The organism is Pseudomonas sp. R38(2017) (assembly GCF_002112395.1).
Taxonomy (GTDB): domain Bacteria; phylum Pseudomonadota; class Gammaproteobacteria; order Pseudomonadales; family Pseudomonadaceae; genus Aquipseudomonas.
The window spans coordinates 1-20,406 of record NZ_NEHN01000012.1; the positions used below are offsets into that span (position 1 = coordinate 1).

At 60.5% G+C, this 20,406-nt stretch carries 24 protein-coding genes; 15 read left to right on the forward strand and 9 right to left on the reverse strand.

Going from position 1 to position 20,406, the window contains the following annotated elements:
• Positions 1 to 98: 98 nt before the first annotated feature.
• Both CAF87_RS25300 and CAF87_RS25305 read left to right on the forward strand, forming a co-directional pair.
• Positions 99 to 716, forward strand: coding sequence for a TPM domain-containing protein (locus CAF87_RS25300; protein WP_085729956.1), 618 nt, complete (start codon positions 99 to 101; stop codon positions 714 to 716).
• Positions 717 to 805: 89 nt separating this feature from the next.
• A complete protein-coding gene (locus tag CAF87_RS25305; RefSeq protein ID WP_085729957.1) occupies positions 806 to 2,023 on the forward strand; it encodes an SAM-dependent methyltransferase in 1,218 nt (405 codons plus the stop codon).
• Here the strand turns inward: CAF87_RS25305 and CAF87_RS25310 are convergent.
• On the reverse strand, positions 2,013 to 2,927 hold the full coding sequence (locus CAF87_RS25310) for a DMT family transporter (protein WP_085729958.1): 915 nt from the start codon (positions 2,925 to 2,927) through the stop codon (positions 2,013 to 2,015). The genes CAF87_RS25305 and CAF87_RS25310 overlap by 11 nt on opposite strands.
• A 169-nt stretch (positions 2,928 to 3,096) precedes the next feature.
• Between CAF87_RS25310 and CAF87_RS25315 the strand changes: the two genes are divergently transcribed.
• Entirely contained in the window at positions 3,097 to 3,678 is a 582-nt protein-coding gene (locus CAF87_RS25315) for a DJ-1/PfpI family protein (protein WP_085729959.1), read from the forward strand.
• Between the two features lie 22 nt (positions 3,679 to 3,700).
• Positions 3,701 to 4,045: a YegP family protein gene (locus CAF87_RS25320; RefSeq protein WP_085729960.1), complete on the forward strand. Its 345-nt coding sequence runs from the start codon at positions 3,701 to 3,703 to the stop codon at positions 4,043 to 4,045.
• A gap of 73 nt (positions 4,046 to 4,118) precedes the next feature.
• On the opposite strand, the gene CAF87_RS25325 is transcribed toward CAF87_RS25320, so the two are convergent.
• Both CAF87_RS25325 and CAF87_RS25330 read right to left on the reverse strand, forming a co-directional pair.
• The gene (locus CAF87_RS25325) at positions 4,119 to 5,000 is read right to left on the reverse strand and encodes a dihydrodipicolinate synthase family protein (RefSeq protein ID WP_085729961.1); all 882 of its coding nucleotides are present in this window, start codon (positions 4,998 to 5,000) and stop codon (positions 4,119 to 4,121) included.
• Between the two features lie 26 nt (positions 5,001 to 5,026).
• Positions 5,027 to 5,809, reverse strand: coding sequence for an aldolase (locus CAF87_RS25330; RefSeq protein ID WP_085729962.1), 783 nt, complete (start codon positions 5,807 to 5,809; stop codon positions 5,027 to 5,029).
• Between the two features lie 108 nt (positions 5,810 to 5,917).
• Between CAF87_RS25330 and CAF87_RS25335 the strand changes: the two genes are divergently transcribed.
• Positions 5,918 to 6,460, forward strand: coding sequence for a helix-turn-helix domain-containing protein (locus CAF87_RS25335; RefSeq protein WP_085729963.1), 543 nt, complete (start codon positions 5,918 to 5,920; stop codon positions 6,458 to 6,460).
• On the opposite strand, the gene CAF87_RS25340 is transcribed toward CAF87_RS25335, so the two are convergent.
• Positions 6,461 to 7,480: a DUF4917 family protein gene (locus CAF87_RS25340; RefSeq protein WP_085729964.1), complete on the reverse strand. Its 1,020-nt coding sequence runs from the start codon at positions 7,478 to 7,480 to the stop codon at positions 6,461 to 6,463.
• Positions 7,481 to 7,634: 154 nt separating this feature from the next.
• Between CAF87_RS25340 and yiaY the strand changes: the two genes are divergently transcribed.
• Positions 7,635 to 8,783, forward strand: coding sequence for an L-threonine dehydrogenase (gene yiaY, locus CAF87_RS25345; protein WP_085729965.1), 1,149 nt, complete (start codon positions 7,635 to 7,637; stop codon positions 8,781 to 8,783).
• On the opposite strand, the gene CAF87_RS25350 is transcribed toward yiaY, so the two are convergent.
• The 3 genes from CAF87_RS25350 to CAF87_RS25360 all read right to left on the reverse strand — a co-directional run bounded on the left by CAF87_RS25350 (position 8,780) and on the right by CAF87_RS25360 (position 11,897).
• On the reverse strand, positions 8,780 to 9,946 hold the full coding sequence (locus CAF87_RS25350) for a multidrug effflux MFS transporter (RefSeq protein ID WP_085729966.1): 1,167 nt from the start codon (positions 9,944 to 9,946) through the stop codon (positions 8,780 to 8,782). The two genes, yiaY and CAF87_RS25350, sit on opposite strands and share 4 nt — an antisense overlap.
• 17 nt (positions 9,947 to 9,963) lie before the next feature.
• Positions 9,964 to 11,199 (reverse strand): aminotransferase class I/II-fold pyridoxal phosphate-dependent enzyme, encoded by a 1,236-nt coding sequence (locus CAF87_RS25355; RefSeq protein WP_256575897.1) that lies wholly within the window; start codon positions 11,197 to 11,199, stop codon positions 9,964 to 9,966.
• A 209-nt stretch (positions 11,200 to 11,408) separates the two neighbouring features.
• Positions 11,409 to 11,897 carry a DMT family transporter gene (locus CAF87_RS25360; RefSeq protein WP_085729968.1) on the reverse strand — a complete coding sequence of 163 codons (489 nt, stop codon included), beginning with the start codon at positions 11,895 to 11,897 and terminating at the stop codon, positions 11,409 to 11,411.
• A 78-nt stretch (positions 11,898 to 11,975) separates the two neighbouring features.
• Between CAF87_RS25360 and CAF87_RS25365 the strand changes: the two genes are divergently transcribed.
• From CAF87_RS25365 to CAF87_RS25400, 8 genes are all read left to right on the forward strand, one after another.
• Positions 11,976 to 12,887, forward strand: a complete 912-nt coding sequence (locus tag CAF87_RS25365) for a LysR family transcriptional regulator (protein ID WP_170929658.1) — start codon at positions 11,976 to 11,978, stop codon at positions 12,885 to 12,887.
• 20 nt (positions 12,888 to 12,907) lie between these two features.
• Positions 12,908 to 13,639, forward strand: a complete 732-nt coding sequence (locus CAF87_RS25370) for a hypothetical protein (RefSeq protein ID WP_085729970.1) — start codon at positions 12,908 to 12,910, stop codon at positions 13,637 to 13,639.
• A 35-nt stretch (positions 13,640 to 13,674) separates the two neighbouring features.
• Positions 13,675 to 14,391: a hypothetical protein gene (locus CAF87_RS25375; protein ID WP_085729971.1), complete on the forward strand. Its 717-nt coding sequence runs from the start codon at positions 13,675 to 13,677 to the stop codon at positions 14,389 to 14,391.
• 3 nt (positions 14,392 to 14,394) lie between these two features.
• On the forward strand, positions 14,395 to 14,811 hold the full coding sequence (fos, locus tag CAF87_RS25380; protein WP_085729972.1) for a fosfomycin resistance glutathione transferase: 417 nt from the start codon (positions 14,395 to 14,397) through the stop codon (positions 14,809 to 14,811).
• A gap of 60 nt (positions 14,812 to 14,871) precedes the next feature.
• The gene (locus tag CAF87_RS25385; protein WP_085729973.1) at positions 14,872 to 15,510 is read left to right on the forward strand and encodes a LysE family translocator; all 639 of its coding nucleotides are present in this window, start codon (positions 14,872 to 14,874) and stop codon (positions 15,508 to 15,510) included.
• A 77-nt stretch (positions 15,511 to 15,587) separates the two neighbouring features.
• Positions 15,588 to 16,937 carry a bifunctional diguanylate cyclase/phosphodiesterase gene (locus CAF87_RS25390; RefSeq protein ID WP_085729974.1) on the forward strand — a complete coding sequence of 450 codons (1,350 nt, stop codon included), beginning with the start codon at positions 15,588 to 15,590 and terminating at the stop codon, positions 16,935 to 16,937.
• Positions 16,938 to 17,055: 118 nt separating this feature from the next.
• On the forward strand, positions 17,056 to 17,211 hold the full coding sequence (locus CAF87_RS25395) for a KGG domain-containing protein (protein ID WP_082302357.1): 156 nt from the start codon (positions 17,056 to 17,058) through the stop codon (positions 17,209 to 17,211).
• A gap of 75 nt (positions 17,212 to 17,286) precedes the next feature.
• Complete coding sequence (locus CAF87_RS25400) at positions 17,287 to 17,787, forward strand: DUF4142 domain-containing protein (RefSeq protein ID WP_085729975.1); 501 nt, start codon at positions 17,287 to 17,289, stop codon at positions 17,785 to 17,787.
• Between the two features lie 46 nt (positions 17,788 to 17,833).
• Here CAF87_RS25400 and CAF87_RS25405 read toward each other — a convergent pair whose 3' ends face one another.
• Positions 17,834 to 18,244 (reverse strand): low affinity iron permease family protein, encoded by a 411-nt coding sequence (locus tag CAF87_RS25405; protein ID WP_085729976.1) that lies wholly within the window; start codon positions 18,242 to 18,244, stop codon positions 17,834 to 17,836.
• A gap of 215 nt (positions 18,245 to 18,459) precedes the next feature.
• Here CAF87_RS25405 and tam point away from each other — a divergent pair, with 215 nt between their 5' ends.
• The gene (gene tam, locus CAF87_RS25410; protein ID WP_085729977.1) at positions 18,460 to 19,230 is read left to right on the forward strand and encodes a trans-aconitate 2-methyltransferase; all 771 of its coding nucleotides are present in this window, start codon (positions 18,460 to 18,462) and stop codon (positions 19,228 to 19,230) included.
• A 41-nt stretch (positions 19,231 to 19,271) separates the two neighbouring features.
• On the opposite strand, the gene CAF87_RS25415 is transcribed toward tam, so the two are convergent.
• Positions 19,272 to 20,000, reverse strand: a complete 729-nt coding sequence (locus CAF87_RS25415; protein ID WP_085729978.1) for a bifunctional 2-polyprenyl-6-hydroxyphenol methylase/3-demethylubiquinol 3-O-methyltransferase UbiG — start codon at positions 19,998 to 20,000, stop codon at positions 19,272 to 19,274.
• Positions 20,001 to 20,406: the final 406 nt, after the last annotated feature.

Below are 20,406 nucleotides of genomic sequence, written 5' to 3' on the forward strand. Positions count from 1 at the left end.
GTGGAGGCGGCGGCTTCAGCGGCGGTGGTGGCAGTTTCGGCGGGGGCGGGTCCTCCGGCGGCTGGTGATAACAATAATGAGAGCAGGCACTTCACGACATGGCATTACTGACTGAACACGAACAACGCAAGGTCGCCGAGGCCATCGCCCGGGTCGAGCGCGACACCGACGCCGAACTGGTGACGGTGCTCGCGGCCCGCGCCGACGACTACGCGTACATCCCGTTGCTGTGGGCGAGCCTGCTGGCGCTGGTGGTGCCGGGGATCGTGCATTACCTGACCGGCTGGCTGACGATGCATAGCCTGTTGCTGGTGCAATGGGTCAGTTTTGTCGTGCTGTGCCTGGTGTTTCGTCTGCCCAAGGTCACTACCCATCTGATCCCGCGCCATGTCCGGCACTGGCGCGCTTCGAACCTGGCGCGGCGGCAGTTTCTCGAACAGAACCTGCATCACACGGTGGGCGGCACCGGCATGCTGATTTTCGTCTGCGAGGCGGAGCGGTATGTGGAGATCCTGGTGGATGAAGGGATTTCCAAAAAACTGGATAACAAGAGCTGGGATTCGATTGTCGCGGTGTTTACCGAGCAGGTGCGGCAGGGGCAGACGTTGCAGGGCTTTGTCACTTGCATCGAGGCCTGTGGCGAGTTGCTCAAAGTGCATGTGCCGGTGACGCAGGTAAGGAATGAGTTGCCCAATCGCTTGGTGGTGTTGGGATAAGCCGTTCGGGAAATTAGCCGTGCCCTTGAACGCCATCCCCCCTAAACTAGCGGCCATTCCCGATTTGCCCGTCCGAGGCCGTTTTCTGCATGTCTGCCACCGCCGTTTCCACCCCCGATCACCACGCCCAGTTCATCGAGCTGCTGCAAACCAGCCTCGAACAGAACGGCTTCATCAAACTGGTGCTTGCCAAGTACGTCGGCGAAGAAGCGGATCTGCAGCGGATCATCATCAAACCGGTGACGGTCAAGGCACAGCCGTGCCTGTCGTTCGTTTATCGCTACAAGACCCGTGACATCACCAAGAACCTGCCGCTGGACGAAGCGCTGGCGACGATTGCCGGGCTGTTGCCGGCGGCGTTCAAAAATGCGCATTTGCTCACGCTGACTGACGAAGCCCAGCTCGAATACAGCAAAAAGGGCAAAAGTTCGCTGTTCAAGAGCAAACCCCAGCAATTGCGCGAAGTGCCGTCCGCCGAGCATAACCGTGAGAAGAACCGCTTCCTTGATCTGAAAAGACCGTTCCTCAAGGATCTGGGCGTCACCAACGCGCAACACGAACTCATCCCGGCGATGTCGCGCAAGTGGAAGCAGATCAACAAGTTCATCGAAGTCTTCAGCCATGCACTGACTTCGTCACCGCTGGCCCTGGACAAACCGGTGCGGGTGGCGGATTTCGGTTCGGGCAAGGGTTATCTGACGTTCGCCATTCATGACTATTTGCGCAACACCCTTAAGGCCGAGGGTGAAGTCACCGGCGTCGAACTGCGCGAAGAGATGGTCAACCTGTGCAACGCCGCCGCGCAGAAACTCGACCACCCGGGGCTGGTTTTCAAGTGCGGTGATGTGCGCAGCGTGGCGCCGAGCGAGCTGGAAGTGATGATCGCCCTGCATGCCTGCGACATCGCCACCGACTACGCGATCCATACCGGCATTCGTTCCGGCGCAGCGATCATCATGTGCTCGCCGTGCTGCCACAAGCAGATCCGACTGCAGATCCAGAGCCCGGCACTGCTCAAGCCGATGCTGCAATACGGTTTGCACCTGGGCCAGCAGGCGGAAATGGTCACTGACAGCCTGCGTGCGCTGTTCCTCGAAGCCTGCGGTTACGAGACCAAAGTGTTCGAATTCATCTCGCTGGAACACACCAACAAGAACAAGATGATCCTCGCCGTGAAGCGCGCCGAGCCGGTGGACTCGGCCCAGTTGCTGGTGAAAATTCAAGAGCTGAAGGCGTTCTATCACATCAGCGAGCATTGCCTCGAAACGCTGCTGCTCGCCGATGGCCTGCTGCCGCTCAAGGCTTGAGCTGAACCCCGGCCGGTAACGTGCCCGGTTGAGCCGGGCGCACCGCGGTCTTGCGCCCGAGCATCACCGTCGCGATCACCCCGCAGGCGAACAGCCAGGTGATCGGTTCCACGTGTTCCCCGAAGAACAGCGCGGAAAACGCGATGGTGAAAAAGATCTGCAACAGCTGAATCTGACTGACCCGGGCAATGCCGCCCATGGCCAGCCCGGCGTACCACGCGAAAAAACCCAGGAATTGCGAGAACAGCGCAACGTAACCGAAGGCCCACCAGGTTTTCGTCGACACTGCGCCCTGATGCTGGAACGCCAGATACAGCACCGGGCCGATCAGTAACGGCGTCGACAGCACCAGCGCCCAGCAGATCACCTGCCAACCGCCCATTTCCCGTGCCAGGCGTCCGCCCTCGGCATAACCCAGACCACCCACCGCAATCGCACCCAGCATCAGCAAATCACCGGCCTGAATGCTGCCGGCGCCGGTGTACAACGCGTAACCCAGAACGAGCGCACTGCCTAAAGCGGCGCAGGCCCAGAAGGCTTTCGATGGACGCTCATGGGACAGCCACGCGGCGTACAGCGCCACGCACAGTGGCTGCAAACCGTTGACCAGCGCGCCGTGGGACGCCGGCAGCGTTTGCATGGCCCACGCCGACAGCACCGGGAAACCGAGAATCACCCCGGCGATTACCAGACTCAAACCTTTGACCTGATGCCAGGTCGGCCACTTTTCCCGGCGCCACAACAGCAGCAACGCCGCCGGAATCGCCGCGAACAACGCGCGGCCGAGGCCGTTGAGCAGCGGGTGCAGTTCCTGCACCACGATGCGGGTGAAGGGCAGGGTAAGGCTGAAGATCACAACACCGAGCAGGCCCAGGGCCATGCCGGTGTTTTCGCGCGAAGACATGTTGGCAACCAGATTCGAGGGTGGCAGGGAGGTGGCTTCATCTAGCCACAAACCACGGCAATCGGGCTGTTACAGCTGGGCGCAGAGTTATCCATACAGTTTGCGAACGCTATCGCGGTCCTTGGGCTACTTTGAATACTCCTGTGCATTCACCAGAGGAGTCCTGTCCATGGCCGCGAAAAAAATTCTGATGCTGGTCGGCGATTACGTCGAAGACTACGAAGTGATGGTGCCGTTCCAGGCCCTGCAAATGGTCGGGCACACCGTGCACGCCGTGTGCCCCGAAAAAGCCGCCGGCAAGACCGTGCGCACCGCGATTCATGATTTCGAAGGCGATCAGACTTACAGCGAGAAACCCGGTCACCAGTTCGCCCTGAACTTCGATTTCGCCAAGGTCGACGCCAAGGACTACGACGCGTTGCTGGTGCCCGGTGGCCGTGCGCCGGAATACCTGCGGCTGAACGAAAAAGTCCTGGAACTGGTGCGAGCTTTCGACAAGGCCGGCAAGCCGATTGCTGCCGTCTGTCACGGTGCGCAACTGCTGGCGGCGGCGGGGATTCTCGAAGGACGCGAGTGCAGCGCCTATCCGGCTTGTGCCCCGGAAGTACGGCTGGCCGGCGGCACTTACATCGACATTCCGGTCACGGACGGTCATGTCCAGGGCAATCTGGCCACCGCACCCGCCTGGCCGGCACACCCGAAATGGCTGGCCGGGTTCTTGGGGTTGCTCGGGACTAAAATCACCCTGTGACCCATCGATAAGGAGACGCAGCATGTCCGGATGGTATGAATTGAGCAAAAGCAGCAACGGCCAGTTCAGGTTCGTGCTGAAAGCGGCAAATGCCGAAACCATTCTGACCAGCGAGTTGTACACCTCTCACAGTGCCGCCGAAAACGGTATCGCTGCAGTGCAGGTCAACAGCCCGCTGGACGAGCGCTACGAGAGGAAGTCGACGAAGGACGGCCATCCTTACTTCAATCTCAAGGCTGCCAACCACCAGATCATCGGCAGCAGCGAGTCCTATTCATCGGACGCGGCGTGTGCCAAAGGCATTGCTGCGGTCAAGGCCAATGGGCCGACGAAGGTGATCAAGGACAAAACCTTGCCGGTGCTCTGAGTTCACCTCCAGCACAAAAACCTGTGGGGCCGGCAGCGTGCCGATCCCACAGGTTTTTTGTGGTGCCTGAAGATCAACGCAGGGTTTTGAGAATGGCCTGCAACTGGTTGCGCCCGGCCTCGCTCAACGGGAACACCGGCAAGCGTGGATTACCCACTTCCAGCCCGGTGTCACGCAGACCGGCCTTGATTGTTGCTGGCAAACCACCCTTGAGGATGAAATCCAGTAGCGGCAATTGGCGATAGAACAGTTCCCGCGCCTTGCCCAGATTCCCCGCCAGTGTGGCTTCGTACAAATCCAGGTTGAGTTGCGGAATCAGGTTCGGCGCCGCCGTGCACCAGCCCTTGGCGCCAGCCGCGAAGGCTTCCAGCGCCAGCGGGTTGCAGCCGTTGTAGAAGGGCACCCGGCCTTCGCCGAGCAGTTGCAGCTTGTGCATGCGCTGGATGTCGCCGGTGCTCTCCTTGACCATGGTCACGTTTTCCACGCCGTTGACGATGCGCAGGATCAGCTCCACCGACATGTCGGTGCCGCTGGTGGCCGGGTTGTTGTAGAGCATGATCGGCACGCCGATGCTGTCGCCGATGGCGCGGTAATGGGCGAGGATTTCTGCGTCGGTGAGCTTCCAGTAGGACGCCGGCAGCACCATCACCACGTCGGCGCCATGGGCTTCGGCGAAACGGGCGCGGCGCACGGCGTTGGCGGTGGTCAGGTCGGAGACGCTGACCACGGTCGGCACCCGTTTGGCCACGTGCTTGATGCTGAATTCGGCGACCTGGTCCCACTCCGCGTCGCTCAGGTAGGCGCCTTCGCCGGTGCTGCCCAGTGGCGCGATGGCGTGGACGCCGCCGGCGATCAGCCGGTCGATCGAACGGCCGAGGGCCGGCAGGTCAAGACCTTCGCCATTGGCGCCGAACGGGGTGATGGTGTAGCCGATGATGCCGTGAATGTTGGACATGAGAGTGCTCCGCAAGGATGAGGTATTCAGTTCAGGCAATCGGCGTGCTGGCGCAGGTTCTGCCGGGCGTAGTAGTTGAAGGCCGCGGCGTGGCGTTTGGGTTTCGATACCCAGTCATGGGCCTCGCGGCCCAGCTCGGGAATGATCGGTTTGATCGTCCCCGCGGCCATCGCCAGCAGTTGCAGTTTGGCGGCGCGCTCGATCAATTGGGCGATGACACAGGCTTCCTCGATGGTCGCCCCGGTCGACAGCTGACCGTGATGGGAAAGCAGGATCGCCCGTTTGTCGCCCAAGGCACCGGCAATCAATTCGCCTTCTTCGTTACCGACCGGCACGCCCGGCCAGCCTTCAAGGAACGCGCAGTCGTCGTACAGCGGGCACAGGTCCATGTGGGAAATCTGCAACGGTACTTCCAGCATCGACAGCGCGGCAATGTGCGTCGGGTGGGTGTGAATGATGCAGTTCACATCCGGCCGGGCGCGGTACACCCAACTGTGGAAACGGTTGGCCGGGTTGGCCATGCCGTGACCTTCGAGCACTTCCAGGTCTTCGTTGACCAGCAGCAGATTGCTCGCGGTGATTTCATCGAACCCCAGGCCCAGTTGCTGCGTGTAGTAAGTGCCCGGCTGTGGGCCACGGGCGGTGATCTGCCCGGCGAGGCCCGAATCGTGGCCGTTCTCGAAGAGGATCCGGCAGGTCAGGGCCAGCTTTTGCCGGTCCGTCCACGTATTATCCGCCAGGCTTTTTTGCATCTGGGTCAGCGCTTGCTTGACCAGTTGGTCTTTGGGTAGTGCTAATGTCTTCGCCATATCCGTGTCCTGTGGTGGTTGCCATGGATGACACTTAAGAGGCTATATGACACTTTGTGTCATTGGCAAGGACAAATCGTCTTTCCTTTGCTGGATTAATCGCTTCGCATGTCTATCCGTTTGAAATTATTGAGAAAAAAACTTGGCGTAACCCTTGAGGCACTGGCCGAGAAATCCGGCATGACCAAGAGTTATCTGTCGAAAGTCGAGCGTGGATTGAACACGCCGTCTATTGCCGCCGCGTTGAAACTGGCGAAAGCGCTGAACGTGAAGGTCGAGGAATTGTTCTCCGAAGACAACGTCAGCCTCGACAGCTACAGCCTGGTGCGCAGCCACGAACGCCAGTCACTGGCGGCCAACGATCACAGCCCGGGATACGCGGTGCTGGCCCATCAGGTCAGCGAGCGCAGCCTGCTGCCGTTCATCATCTATCCGCCGACTGAATTCACCGACAAGACCTTCAAGGAGCATCTGGGCGAGGAGTTCCTGTTCGTTCACGAAGGCCGGGTCGAAGTGGACTTCATGAACGAACGGGTACTGCTGGAGCGGGGCGACGCGCTGCACTTCAATGCGCAGAAACCGCACCGGATCCGCTCGGTGGGCGAGGAGCAGGCGCAACTTCTGGTGGTCGTGCACAGCAGCGAAGATTGATCAGACTTCGACGGGAACCGAAAGCTTTGGATTGCCCAGCGCATGGCTCTTGGAATCAAAGAACCGCAACTCGGCGCCCGTGCCCTCGAACACTTTCGCGTAATGCCGCTTCTGGTGCTGGATGAACGCCGCGCTGCGGGGGTAGATCGAGATCGCCACGGTCTTCGGTTTCGCCAGCCGCAGGGCACGTACGATGTGGCTGTCCTGCTCGCCCAGGGCGTGGCCGAAGATGCACAGGCTGTCGCCGTGCCCCAGTAACTGGTCGTAGCAGAACGACAGATAATCGGAGCTGCGGATGGTCTTGAGTTTGTCCGCGCTCGGCCCTTCGTTGACGAACAGCGGCACGTCGTCGAGGGTCTTGAGCGTGTTGTTGATCGCGAAACTGCCGAGCAGCGTGCCTTCGGTGGCGGTCAGTTTGCGGGCGCTGCCGTCCTGGTTGCGCACCAGATGCAGACCGCCGTGCAGGTACAGCAGACGCGGTTTGTCAGTGCAGCTTTCGCACAGGTCGAAGCTGGCGTCGGGGCCGTTGAACAGGTCGTCGATGGCCTCGCCCTGATGTTGTAGGGCCCAGTAGTTGAGCAGGTCGTAATTGGTGGTGAACACCGTGCGATAACTGGCCAGTTCGCGGTTCAGGATCGTCAGGGTCGACGCTTCGATCAGTCGCCACGGAATGTGCAAATCGTGGACGGCATTGATCAGCGCCTCCTTGATCGCGTAGTAGCGATTGCGCGGTGCGGCCGAACTGACGGCCAGTGCCTTGTTGACCCGGCTGGTGGTTTTCAGCGCGCCGAGCACCTGCTCGAAACTGCGCGTCTGCATCGCATCGAATACGCTCAGTTCCGACGGGCTCAACGGTTTTTCTTCCACCGTGCGGGCGTTTTCGAACAGCGAGTCGTAGCCGAAATCGTCCCACACCGCGCGGCTGGCACCGTTGCCCACCAGTAAGCCGCTGAAGTCGGTGGTGGCGCGTAACGCGTTCCAGTCTTCGAGGGAAGCGTCGACATCCAGAAAATCGGTCATTGCAGGGCACGTCTCAAAACAAGGGTCAGATGGGCGGCGACTTTATCACGAGCGGGCATTGAGCCAGATCAACATCCGCCGTGACCGATCGGTCAATCCTGTATGCATCCGCCGAATCGCAGGAGTCGATCCGGCCCCTGTCAGGAGACGTGTCATGAGCAGCACCTTTTTCATTCCCGCGGTAAACATCATGGGCAGCGGCTGCCTCGACGAAGCCATGAATGCCATCCGCAACTACGGTTTTCGCAAGGCGCTGATCGTCACCGACGCCGGGTTGGCCAAGGCCGGCGTGGCGACCATGATCGCCGAGAAACTGGCGATGCAGGACATCGACTCGGTGATCTTCGACGGCGCCAAACCCAATCCGAGCATCGCCAATGTCGAGGCCGGGCTGGCGCTGCTCAAGGACAACCGGTGTGATTTCGTCGTGTCACTCGGCGGCGGCTCGCCCCACGACTGCGCCAAGGGCATCGCCCTGTGCGCGACCAATGGCGGGCAGATCCGTGACTACGAAGGCGTCGATCAATCGGCCAAGCCGCAACTGCCGCTGATTGCCATCAACACCACGGCCGGCACGGCCAGCGAGATGACCCGGTTCTGCATCATCACCGACGAAACCCGTCACGTGAAAATGGCCATTGTCGACCGTAATGTCACGCCGCTGCTGTCGGTCAACGACCCGGCGTTGATGGTCGCCATGCCGAAAAGCCTGACCGCCGCCACCGGCATGGACGCACTGACCCACGCCATCGAAGCCTACGTGTCCACCGCCGCCAACCCGATCACCGATGCCTGCGCGTTGAAGGCGATCACCCTGATCAGCAACAACCTGCGCCTGGCTGTACGCGACGGCAGCGACCTCGCCGCACGGGAAAACATGGCGTATGCGCAGTTCCTCGCCGGCATGGCGTTCAACAATGCGTCCCTCGGTTACGTGCATGCGATGGCGCACCAGTTGGGCGGTTTTTACGATTTGCCTCACGGGGTGTGCAACGCGGTGTTGCTGCCTCATGTGCAGACGTTCAACGCATTGGTCTGCGCCGATCGCCTTACTGATGTGGCCCATGCCATGGGCGCCGACATTCGTGGTTTCAGCCCGGAGGAGGGCGCAAAAGCCGCGATTGACGCAATCCGTTGCCTGGCCAAAGACGTCGACATCCCCGGCGGCTTGCGTGACCTCGGCGCCAAATGCACCGACATTCCGGTACTTGCCGCCAATGCCCTGAAAGACGCCTGCGGTTTCACCAACCCGCGGGCGGCGGATCAGCGACAGATCGAGGAGATTTTCCGCAGCGCGTTTTAAGCGGTCTGACGATCGGGCGTGAACCTCGTGCAGAGCACCGCGCCCGCCGCCAGAAAGCAACACAGCAGCGACAGCGGCCACGCGTGTGGACCGGCCAGCAGGCTGGCCACCGCGCCGATCAACGCGGCCATCAATTGATGAATGAAACCACTCAGGGCCATTGCGTAAGCGCCGGCAATCGGCGCTCCATCGTTGGCCCGTGACAGGCTGATCGGATAGTTCAGCGACTGGCCGAACACGGCGACGCAGTAAGGCAACCAAAGCAGCCAGGCAACGGAGCTGGCCAACAGGCTGCCCGCCAGCATCACCCCGCTTCCGGCCATCACCAGGCCCACACCCAACGTCATCAACCGATGCTGACCGGTACGCAGGACAAAGCGATTGACCGCCAGCGCCCCCAGAAAATACGCCGCACTGATCGGCCAGCCCAGCAGCCCGTAATCGGTCGTCGACCAACCGAACGGGCCTTGCAGAATCAACGGTGCTGCGCTGTTGAACGCGATGATCACGCCATAACCCAGACCACCCGCGAGCGCCGGCAGAAGAAACGCCCGGTGAGTCAGAATCCTTCCGTAAACCGCCCAGGGCGATGCGGTTGCGGGCGTCTCGACGAGTTTCGGAAAATTCAGGCGCGAAACAATCGCGGCCATCGACAGGCTGACCGCACCCAGCAGATAGAAGATCGCCTGCCAGCCCAGCGTCACCTGAATCAGCGAGCCGGCGTATTGCCCGATCCCGAGCGCGACGACGAACGAAATCGAAATCCACGACAACGCCTTCGCCAGCAGATCGCCCCGGAAACTGTCTCGGATCAGCACCCGCGCCATCACCGAAATACCGCTGGCGCCGATCCCTTGAAACAGTCGCAGCAGCAGGAACGACTCCAGTGTCGAGCCCAACGGCAACCCCAGGTTCGCCAGCCCGTAAATCCCCAGCGCCGCCAGCAGCACCGGTTTGCGGCCGATACGCTGCGCGAGGCTGCCCCAGAGCAGCATCGGCAGCGCCATGCCAATCAGGTACAGCGACAAGCCCCAGGCCACCTGCGTTGCATCGACGTGCAAGTGCCCGGCGATCTGCGGCAACGCCGGCAGGTAAATGCTCATGCCCAACTGGGCGAGGAACACGGTGGAGCAGGTGATGAGCAGGATGAGGCCGGGGTTCATGAGTCGTCCGTGAAGGTTCAGCGGTCGCGATGGCAGCCGCGAGTCAGTAACAGTCCGGTGATCAAATCACAGAATTGATGGATCAGTGTCGATTCCATGTCGGCGCGCAGGGTCACGCGGATCGCGGCTTTACCTTGAGCCACCACCGGAAAAAACACGGCGCTGGTGAAAAAGCCGTGTTCGGCCAGTTCAATGGCGATGCGAGTGGCCAGGGCGGCCTCGCCGCAGTTGATCAAACGGATGGCCATGGGGCTGCCGTGCTGCTCGGTGCTCAGCAGGCTGTCGAACAGGCGAATATTGGCCTGGAGCCGAATCTGCAACGCGCGCAGCTCTGCACTGCGATGCAGCTGGATCGAGGCCAGGCCCGCACCGATGGCCGCGCAATTGAGACTTTGCGACCAGTTGCTCGGCCCGCCGTAACGCTGGATCAATTTCTTCTGCCGCTCATTGCCGAGCATCACCAGCCCGCCGCTGGCCCCGAACGATTTGGCCAGTGACGCGACGATCAGACAGTCCTCATCCAGCGCCGGCATTCTTGGCCGTACAAGACCGGCGCCGTTACTGCCGACCGCCGACAACGCGTGGGAATCATCGAGATAAAGAAACAGGCCGTAACGTTCTTTCAGGTACAGCAGACCGTCCAGATTGGCCACGCCGCCCATGCTGTAGGCACCGTCGGCGATATAGGCGACCGTTGTGTGGCGCTGGCACACCGATTCGAGGAAATCCATGTCGTTGTGGGGACAGGTCAATACCTGAGTTTCATCGGCGCAACTGGCCTTCAGGTGATTCATCGAATAGTGAGCCAGGCGATCGAACACCATCACCGGTGGTCGGCCCTGGGTAAACACACCGCTGGCCAGCAGCGGCAGGATGCCTGCGCTCGCGGCGCTGCAGGACAGAGTGCTCAGACTCACGGCGCCAAACAATTGCGACAGTTCGCTTTCGTATTGATCGAGCAGCGCCAGCTTGCAGCGGTTTTTTGAATTGGCAACGCGCAGTGTGCCGGTTTCCCGCAGGGCCGCGATGGCGCCTTCCAGCAGGGCAGGGTGGTGGTCGAGGCCCAGATAGGACGTGGTACAGAAATGATGAAGTTGGCGCCCGTGTTGATCAAGCAAGTGGTTGCAGCCTTTGACCTCGACATTGAGAGCAGCGATTTTTCCGGCTTCGGCAGCCTCCCAGTCATGGTCGGCCAGCGCGATGACTTTGCGATAGTTGGAGAAAGTGTTGAGGGAATCCGTCAGATGATTCAAAGGCAGCTCTCCTTGAGCATGGCAATCCATGGGGTGTTGCAATTTGTGTGTGTTGCCAGACTTTACAGAGAGCCATGCGGGGTCAGAATCGGCCATATCCGATAGCGCTGAGGGCTGTTGGAGTTTTGCTTGTAGGGCGATACCTCGCAGGGTTGTAAGGCGGTGAAATGCCCGACAACCCTGATAGTGAAGGGCTTACCTTTGCCCTGTTATCCAGCGGCGGTGGCGCTCTTTTCCAGCGCCGGGGAAAACTGGATAAGCACCACGCCCGCCATCAGCAACACCGCGCCGAATACCCTGGGCAGCGTGAGTTGTTTCTCCAGCAGCCCGAAACACCCGAAGTGATCCAGTACCATCGAGGCCAGCACCTGTCCTGCCAGTGCCAGTGCGACAAACTCCGATGCCCCGAGTTTCGGTACCAGCACCACCGCCAGTGCCACAAAACACACCCCGAACGCACCACCGGCCCACATCCACAGCGGCGCCTTGCCGATGAATGCCAGTGACGGCAGCGGCAAGCGCAGCGCGGCAATCACCGGCAACAACACCAGCACGCTGACCAGCAATGACGCCAGCGTCGCCCATAACGGATGACCCAGCCCCCGGGCCAGGTTGGTGTTGATCGCACTTTGAAAGGGCACGACGGCCCCGGCCAATGCCGCCAGCAACAACAGGCCGGCCCAATGCAACGTACTCATGATCGTTCTCCAGCAAGTTTTTGCTGGACTCTAGGGTATTCGTCGAGCAGATTTAAATTCTGTTTTGTCATGCGGAACATGCATCAGATGAATGATCTTCGGCGCATCGATCTTAACCTGCTGGTGATTCTCGACGCCTTGCTCAGCGAACAACACGTGACCCGTGCGGCCGAGCGTCTGCACTTGAGTCAACCGGCGGTCAGCCATGCGCTGGCCCGTTTGCGTGACTTGCTTGGTGATCCGCTGTTGGTTCGGGCCGGTTCGGGGCTGGCGCCCACCGCTCGGGCGTTGGAGCTGGTTGCGCCGCTGACCGAGGCCCTGGCTCAGGTGCAATCACTGCTGGCGCCGAACACCTTCGACCCGGCCCGCGCGCGTCGGACTTTTCGGCTTGCGATGTCGGACTACGGCGCGGCGATTATCCTGCCTGGTTTGATTCGTACATTGCGCGCGGAAGCGCCGGGTATCGATCTGCAAATCAGCCATGCCAGTCGCGAAGGGATGGTCGAGGGGCTTCTCAACGGCGACATCGACCTCGCTGCCGGCGTGCTCCCGGAGTTGCCCGGCGAGTTGTGCAGCACGCCGCTGTTCGAAGAGCGTTATGTCTGCCTGCTGGATCGCCAGAGCCTTCCCGCCGGTGGTGTTCTCGACCTGCCAACTTACCTTTCCCGTCCCCACGTCCTGCTGGAAATGCGCGGCAGCGGTACCCCGGAAATCGAACGTACCCTGACCGCCCTGCGCGAGCGCCGCCGAGTTGCCGTCAGTCTGCCGCACTGGAGCGTCGCGCCGCAGTTCATAAGTGGCACGGATCTGATCCTGACCGTAGCTTCGCGAGCGTTGAAGGATGTGGATGATGACTCGCTGATCGTCGTGCCGCCGCCGTTCGAGATTGCGCCGTTCACGTTTGTGTCGGCGTGGCACAAGCGGCGGGGCGGGGACCAGGCGTTGAACTGGTTGAATCGGCGGATTGAGCAGGAGATAGTGCGCGGCTGAAAAACATCAAGAAGTGGGGCGTGACAGTGAAGTCTGGGGTCGTTGGGTGGGTGGCGCTGTGTGGGGCGTTGATCGCGGGGCAGGTGTTGGCTGATTGCGTGCCTGCGCCGGTGGCGAGTGAGCTGGATTTCTCCGTGTGCAAGGAGTGGCCGGCGTATCCGGGGCTAATCATTAACGCCAAATCGGAGCGCGTCGCCGCACCTGAAAATACCGAGATGAATGCTTCCTATGATTTGGACGTGTCTGTTTTGAAAGACGGCCAAACGGATCCGATTGCTAATCATCACCAGGCTTCTGCCTTCAAGGTAGATGGCATAGCGTTTCGGGAACTGGCGCTCGATACGGCTCGATACACGCTTGCCCCAGAGCTTCGAGCCTTTGGAGTCCGGGTGCAGTTCACCAACGGATCTCGCCTCATACCGCTTGAAGAAACACATCTCTCTCTTTATGTGAGAGACGGCGCCAAGTTGCGCCCCGTCCTGCAGCGGTTAGTGGTTTATCAATACGGCGGTGAATGGGACGGTGAATGCACCGGCGAGCGATATGAAACGACCAGAACGGTAGAAATCGCCAAGACCAGCTCCCATGGTTATGCCGACCTGATCATCAAAACCCGACAGACAGGAACGACCAATGTCGTCAAAGGCGATGCTTGTGAAGACAAGATCAGTGTCGGCAGTCCGGTGTTGACGACAATTCACTACGACGGAAAATCCTACGTATTGCCTAAAGGTTTCCAGGCCATCGAGTGATACAGAACCAACGCGACTTATTTCAAGGAAGAACAATGCTCACCCCGACCCGACTTTTCATCGCCCTCAGCTTTTTCGCGATCACCGCCCAGGCGCAACCAGCCTGCGTGACAAAGAATCACGACGACCAATCGCTCTCTCGCTGCAAGCCATGGCCGGCGTTCAAGGAACAGGTGATTGCTCTCAAGTCCACGTATGTACCGGACGCTGGTAGTGACGATGCGGGTGTGTTTGATCTGGATCTGGCAGTACTGAACAGCACCAACGCCAAGCCGATTGCCACATACACCAAACCCGGCGCTTACAACTCCGATGCCATTCGGTTCGACGACCTGGTGATCGATACGGCCCGTTACAGGCTGGCGCCGGATGTCCGTGCCTTTGGCCTGCGTTCGAAGTTCGAGCACAGCTCCCGCGCCAATCCATACGCAAAAACCGATCTGGCGCTTTATGTGCGTGAAGGCGGCAAACTGCGCCCGGTACTGGAAGGTCTGGTGGTCTACAAGAATCATGGTGAGTGGATGGATGATTGCGAAGGTGAAGGGCAGCAAGTACGCAGAACCATCGAAGTAGGCCCGATCAGCCACAACGGTTATTCCGACCTGATCGTCACCTCAAGCGGCACGGCGATGAAAACCGTCAAATCCGGCAAGGAATGCGTTTCCCAGGATTCCCCACTGAAGAAAACCCAAATAACCCTGACCTACGACGGCAAGCAATACACCATCCCCGAAGACCTGCGAGGTTACTGACCGATGCTCACCGGCCTCAACCACCTGACCCTCGCCGTCAGCGACCTGGATCGCAGCCTCACGTTTTACCGCGACGCCCTCAAGCTGCGAGTCGAGGCCACGTGGGACGCCGGTGCCTATCTGTCGCTCCCGGGCCTGTGGTTGTGCCTGTCGCTCGATGCGCAACGCCAACCCGAGCCCGCCGCCGACTACACCCACTACGCCTTCAGTCTCGGCGCTGCGGATTTCCCGCTGTTCGTGCAGCAGCTTCGTGCCGCCAACGTGCAGGAATGGCGCGACAACCGCAGCGAAGGTGCGTCGTTCTACTTCCTCGACCCGGACGGTCACAAGCTCGAAGCACATGTCGGCGATCTGGCCTCGCGACTGGCCGCGTGTCGGCAAAAGCCCTATGTCGGGATGCGTTTTTTCAACGAGTCGTGAATATTCAAAAGCCGCTGGGATAGACTGGCGGCCACGTTTTCCGGCACTTGCAGGTTCCCCATGACTCCATCGTTGCTTATGGCCGTGCTGGCCTCGGGTTTCATCTACGGCATCACGCCGGGGCCCGGTGTGCTGGCGGTGTTCGGCATCGGCGCCGCGCGCGGTCGTCGGGCCGGGGCGGGTTTCCTGTGCGGGCATCTGCTGGGCGATGTGATCTGGTGCAGCACCGCACTGATCGCGATTGTCGGCGCCCGGGAAATCGGCAGCACCGCGTTCGATGTGCTCGGTGTGCTCAGCGGTCTGTACCTGTTCTGGCTCGGCTGGCGCGCCGTACGGGCCAAACGCAGCAACGGTGATCAGCCCCAGGGCGCGGCGCGTCAGCCGTTCTGGCACGGCATTCTGTTCGGGCTGACCAACCCCAAGGCCTACCCGGTGGCAGTGGCGACGTTCACCGCGCTGCTGTCGAGCCGCGCCGAACTGCTCAACTGGTCGATGCTGCCGATGCTGATCGCCTTGAGCTTCCTCGGCGGATTGCTCGCCTACGCTATTCTCATTGGCGTTGTCGGCGCCCGTCAGGTGCGTACGCTGTATCAGCGCCATGAACTGGCCATCACCCGATTGTGCGGGGTAATGTTCATCGGTTTCGCCATCAATGCTCTGGTGCATGCGTTGCCGGGGCTGATGCCGAGCAAGACTTGAAGAGAATCGCTGGGATGCGAGGTCGAGGTCAGGGACGGTTGATCAGTGCTGCATTGCCCGGACACCCACGCTGAACCATGGAAAGCCGAAATTCTGCGCCCTTGGCGAGTTACATCGATCTTTTGCTGGACGCCGTTTGTGCGGTCGACAAACAAGGTCGCTTCGTTTTTGTCAGCGCAGCCTGCGAGCGGATTCTCGGCTACACCCCTGATGAGCTGATCGGCCAGTCGATGATCGACTACGTCTATCCCGCCGACCGTGAACGCACCCTGGCCGCCGCCAGCGAGATCATGGGCGGCGAGCCCAAGCACAATTTCGAAAACCGCTACGTGCGCAAGGACGGCAGCCTTGTGCACATCCTCTGGTCGGCGCGCTGGTCGGAAGTCGATCAACTGCGCATCGCCGTGGCCCGGGACATCACCGAGCGCAAACTGGCCGAATCACGACAGGCGGCGTTGTATGCGATCTCCGAGGCGGCCCATGCGGCGGAGGATCTGCTGGCGCTGTTCAAACGCATCCACACGATCATCGGCGAGTGGCTGCCGGCGCTGAATTTCTCTGTGGCGCTGTACGACGAACACTGCGCAAAACTGAATTTCCCCTACCACGTCGACGATGACGAGTTGCAACCGGAGCAACCCGGCACCGTGACCGGACGCCTGTGCGCCGAAGTGATCCGCAGCGGCCAGCCGATCCTGCTGACCCCGGACTGCCCGCACGCGCCGCCGGGTTTTGAAGCCTTGGTGGCGGGGCAGCAATCGCCGTGCTGGCTGGGTGTACCGCTGAACTCGAAGAACGGCACCATCGGCGCCTTGATCGTCAAAAGCCTGCCCGGCGGCGAGCGCTACACCGAGCGCGACAAGGAACTGCTGCAATACGTCTGCGCCCAGGTCGCCACCGCCATCGAACGCCAGCAACTGCACGCCCGTCTGCGGCGCATGGCGCAATACGATCAACTGACCCAATTGCCCAACCGCGAACTGTTGCGCGACCGCCTCAAGGCTGCACTGAGCCGTGCGCGGGAACAGTCGGGACACATGGCGCTGCTGTATGTCGATCTGGATCGCTTCAAACAGGTCAACGACACCTTTGGCCATGGGGTCGGTGACATGCTGTTGCAGACGGTGGCCAACCGGCTCAAGGGCTGTGTGCGCGAAACCGACACCGTGGCGCGGATCGGCGGCGACGAATTCGTGGTGCTGTTGCACAGCGTCCACGCCGCCAACGATGCCGACAGCGTGGCGGAAAAAATCCGACAGGTACTGGTGCAACCCATGCGCCTGGACGGGCACAACCTGCACATCGAGCCGAGCATTGGCGTGGCCCGTTATCCCGAGCATGGCGACGAGGAACAGCAACTGTTCCGCCACGCCGACCAGGCCATGTACAGCGCCAAGCGCCAGAATCATCGGCGGCTGGACAGCTGATTGGCGGTTCACCGTTCGTCGCGGCAACGGCAACTTTTCTAAACCTTTGGCGGTCAGGAAATTCTCAATCTAGGCGGGCACCTGCTCGCTTACGATCAATACCAAGAGGAAGAGAATCATGCCTAACTCAAGAAACTCGAACTCGGGAAACTTTGCCAACGATCGAACGAAGGCCTCTGAAGCCGGTCGCAAAGGTGGGAAAACCACCACCACGACTGTCGATAAAGAACCCAAGACTGAAATGGGCCGCAAGCCCGCTCAGAAATCGAAGTAGTCGGCGAAGGTTGTTTTGATTGAGAGGCGGGGGCGCAAGCTCCCGCTTGAATCTGCACAGAAGGAGGGCGCGACCATGAGCCGGATGGCCACCCGAGTACGCCGCATCAGTTTTGTCAGCCTGCTGGGGTTGTTTGCCAGCAGTGCGTTTGCCCAGTCGCCCGCCGACTTCATCAACGAAGCTTCGGCCAAAGGCATGGCCGACATCGAGGCCAGCCGCCAGGCCCACAGCAAGGCCGAATCCAAAGAGGTCAAGGATTACACCATCGTGGTCATCAACGACCGCACCACGGCCAACCAGCATCTGGCGAAAATCGCCAAGAAGCTGGATCTGCCTGTGGCCCCGCGCGAAGAACTGGCTGACAAGGCCAAGGCGCTGATTCCTGAGGTGAAGGACGGTGCGTCTTTCGATCAGGCTTACGCCGCGAGCCAGGTCAAAGCCACGGAAGAGGCCATCGAACAGATCCAGCAGGAAGCCCAGACTACCGACGTGCCGGAGATCAAGGCGTTTGCTGACGAGACTCTGCCAAAATTGCAGAGTCATCTGGAAATGGCCAAGGCCCTGGCCAGTCGCTAACTCCGAGGTAAAGTAAACGGCGCTCATGGCGCCGTTTTTGTTGTCTTCAACAGTCGTTCAGATCCTGCTTCGGCTTGCTCTTGTCCCCCAGACCTTCCAGATCAAACACCTCATTCTCGCCCATCGCCCGGTAATGCCGGCGCAGCGCTTCCAGCTGCTTGAGATCCAGCGACTCCAGCCCGAGCATCGCGTTCTGCGCTTCCTTGGTTACCCGCAGCAACTCATCGAGTTTCAAATGAATGATATCGGTGTCGCGGTTCTGAGTGTTCTGGATCAGGAACACCATCAGGAACGTGATGATCGTGGTCGAGGTATTGATGATCAGTTGCCAAGTGTCGTTGTAATCGAAAATCGGCCCGCTCAACCCCCAGAGCCCGATCAGAATCAAAGCCCCCATGAACGTCTTGGGGCTACCGGCCCAGAGCGCCAGCGTTTGTGAAACCTTTGCGAATTTCATGACCGTGTTCCTTGTTGGGGGGGCTTGAAATTCAGACATCGGGGGTGGGCGGAAAATTCTACTTACAGTTTTCTGAGTCCCTGTAGGCACGGCCGAAGACAGCGTTCCCGGCGATGTCGGACCTACGTAGGGGAAGGCAGATAAACACGATCGCTGTATCGTGACGGCAGCCGCTTTTGCACGTTTCGCCAAAACGTCCACGACAGGAGAACGCAATGACCTGGTCCGCCAAGCAATACGTCACTTTCGAAGATGAACGCACCCGCCCGGCCCGCGATTTGCTGGCGGCGATTCCGACGCCCGAGGCGCGTTCCGTGGTTGATATCGGTTGTGGTCCCGGTAACTCGACCGAGCTTTTGGTGGAGCGTTTTCCGGGGGCGAAAGTGCGGGGGCTCGACAGTTCGCCGGACATGATCGATGCCGCGCGCAAGCGTCTGCCGCAGTTGCAGTTCGAGGTGGCGGACATTGATCAATGGGCGGATACAGGGCCGTTCGATGTGATTTTTGCCAACGCGGTTTTGCAGTGGGTGCCGGATCACGCGACCTTGTTGCCGGTGCTGGCGGGCAAGCTGGCGCAGGGTGGCAGTCTGGCGATTCAGATGCCGGACAACCTCAACGAGCCGTCCCATCGGTTGATGCGTGAGGTGGCGGCCAACGGGCCTTGGGCCAGCAAACTGGCCGGTGCGGCAGGGCAGCGGACCGAGATGGCGGATGCCGGCGCCTATTTCTCGATGCTGCGGCCGCATTGCGCGCGGGTCGATGTGTGGCGCACCACCTATCACCATCAGTTGGCGGGCGGGGCTTCGGGCGTTGTCGAGTGGTTCAAGGGCAGCGGTCTGATTCCGTTCCTCAGTCCACTGACGGAGGCGGAGCGGGCGGAATATCTGGCGCACTATCTGGCGGAGGTCGCGAAGGCGTATCCGGCGCTTGCGGATGGTTCGGTGCTGTTGCCGTTTCCACGGTTGTTCATTGTCGCCACACGTTGAAATGAAAAAAGGGCCGATTTGATCGGCCCTCTCTTTGGCGGTCAGCGCTGTACGGCGACCAGCATCATCATCGGCCGCTCACGCTCTTCAGCGAGCGCTGGTTGCGCGGCGACTTCGGCATCGCTCGGGCCCCATTCGTTGACATGTTGAATCGTGAACCCGGCGTCGATCAACGCGTTGAGTAGCGTGCCGACTGTACGATGCTGCTTGATCACGCCGTCGGCCAACCAGTTGGTCACCCGCTCGCCTTCCATCTGATAACTGTCCAGCGGCCAGCGCTTGTGGCCTTCGCTGTCGACCAGCCAGCCCGGATTGCGCGGCGCCATGAAGATCGGGTGCTCGATGGAAAACACGAAATGCGCTCCGGGTTTAAGCGCCGCGTGCAGCGTGGCGAACAGCCCCGAGAGATCCTTGATGTAGTGCAGGGCCAGCGAGCTGTAGGCCAGATCGAATGTGCACGCAGGTAAATCGAGGTGTTCCAGGTCGGCACGTTCGTAGCGGATGTTTGCGGCCGAGGTGGTTTCCTTCGCCCGTTCGAGCATTTTCTCCGAGACATCCAGCCCCAGCACCTCGGCTGCACCTTGCTCGCTGGCCCAGCGGCAGAACCAGCCATAGCCGCAGCCCAGATCCACCACCTGCAGACCGTGGAGGGAGGGCAACAAGGCTTTCAGCGCCGGCCATTCCGGCGCGGCATCGAGGCCGCCGATGGAGCGGTTCATCTGGCTGTAGCCCTGGAAAAATTCGGGGTCGTCGTAGATGTTCTGGGTCATGGTTTGGTGCTCGTTTGAATTTGATTTGGGTGGCTCAACGGCCACGATCTGAAGTCCCTCGAAACGTGATGGCGCGTATTCGTCGATGGCCGCGCAGGGGGAGGGTGGTGGGTGATGGGGAAATGCTAGCGGGTCGTGGCGAGCGTGAGAACCGAACGAGTGTTGGGGATCTGTAAGCGCGGTTTTTCGATTCGGGATGTTTAAAGAGTGGGTCCTGTTTGCTGATCCTTCCCACAAGGTTTTCAGGTTGTCCGTCGGAAGTGTGGGCTCTAGCCTGTGAAGGTCGCTGATGAATCGGCGATCGGGATTGGAACCCCGAGGAGAGTTGGAACGTACAATCGTTATTCATGACGTATGCTGCGCACCTTGAATGTGTGCACTCTGTTATGGCGGCTGTGCGCGGGAG

Excerpts from the sequence above, each read along its gene's own strand:
- CAF87_RS25330 (WP_085729962.1), bottom strand. The coding sequence starts at position 5,809 with ATGGCGAAGACATTAGCACTACCCAAAGACCAACTGGTCAAGCAAGCG.
- CAF87_RS25400 (WP_085729975.1), top strand. The coding sequence starts at position 17,287 with ATGAGCCGGATGGCCACCCGAGTACGCCGCATCAGTTTTGTCAGCCTG.
- CAF87_RS25305 (WP_085729957.1), top strand. The coding sequence starts at position 806 with ATGTCTGCCACCGCCGTTTCCACCCCCGATCACCACGCCCAGTTCATC.
- CAF87_RS25335 (WP_085729963.1), top strand. The coding sequence starts at position 5,918 with ATGTCTATCCGTTTGAAATTATTGAGAAAAAAACTTGGCGTAACCCTT.
- fos (WP_085729972.1), top strand. The coding sequence starts at position 14,395 with ATGCTCACCGGCCTCAACCACCTGACCCTCGCCGTCAGCGACCTGGAT.
- tam (WP_085729977.1), top strand. The coding sequence starts at position 18,460 with ATGACCTGGTCCGCCAAGCAATACGTCACTTTCGAAGATGAACGCACC.
- CAF87_RS25310 (WP_085729958.1), bottom strand. The coding sequence starts at position 2,927 with ATGTCTTCGCGCGAAAACACCGGCATGGCCCTGGGCCTGCTCGGTGTT.
- CAF87_RS25340 (WP_085729964.1), bottom strand. The coding sequence starts at position 7,480 with ATGACCGATTTTCTGGATGTCGACGCTTCCCTCGAAGACTGGAACGCG.
- CAF87_RS25325 (WP_085729961.1), bottom strand. The coding sequence starts at position 5,000 with ATGTCCAACATTCACGGCATCATCGGCTACACCATCACCCCGTTCGGC.
- CAF87_RS25360 (WP_085729968.1), bottom strand. The coding sequence starts at position 11,897 with ATGAGTACGTTGCATTGGGCCGGCCTGTTGTTGCTGGCGGCATTGGCC.
- CAF87_RS25320 (WP_085729960.1), top strand. The coding sequence starts at position 3,701 with ATGTCCGGATGGTATGAATTGAGCAAAAGCAGCAACGGCCAGTTCAGG.
- CAF87_RS25415 (WP_085729978.1), bottom strand. The coding sequence starts at position 20,000 with ATGACCCAGAACATCTACGACGACCCCGAATTTTTCCAGGGCTACAGC.
- CAF87_RS25365 (WP_170929658.1), top strand. The coding sequence starts at position 11,976 with ATGCATCAGATGAATGATCTTCGGCGCATCGATCTTAACCTGCTGGTG.
- CAF87_RS25350 (WP_085729966.1), bottom strand. The coding sequence starts at position 9,946 with ATGAACCCCGGCCTCATCCTGCTCATCACCTGCTCCACCGTGTTCCTC.
- CAF87_RS25300 (WP_085729956.1), top strand. The coding sequence starts at position 99 with ATGGCATTACTGACTGAACACGAACAACGCAAGGTCGCCGAGGCCATC.
- CAF87_RS25405 (WP_085729976.1), bottom strand. The coding sequence starts at position 18,244 with ATGAAATTCGCAAAGGTTTCACAAACGCTGGCGCTCTGGGCCGGTAGC.
- CAF87_RS25315 (WP_085729959.1), top strand. The coding sequence starts at position 3,097 with ATGGCCGCGAAAAAAATTCTGATGCTGGTCGGCGATTACGTCGAAGAC.
- yiaY (WP_085729965.1), top strand. The coding sequence starts at position 7,635 with ATGAGCAGCACCTTTTTCATTCCCGCGGTAAACATCATGGGCAGCGGC.
- CAF87_RS25395 (WP_082302357.1), top strand. The coding sequence starts at position 17,056 with ATGCCTAACTCAAGAAACTCGAACTCGGGAAACTTTGCCAACGATCGA.
- CAF87_RS25385 (WP_085729973.1), top strand. The coding sequence starts at position 14,872 with ATGACTCCATCGTTGCTTATGGCCGTGCTGGCCTCGGGTTTCATCTAC.
- CAF87_RS25390 (WP_085729974.1), top strand. The coding sequence starts at position 15,588 with ATGGAAAGCCGAAATTCTGCGCCCTTGGCGAGTTACATCGATCTTTTG.
- CAF87_RS25375 (WP_085729971.1), top strand. The coding sequence starts at position 13,675 with ATGCTCACCCCGACCCGACTTTTCATCGCCCTCAGCTTTTTCGCGATC.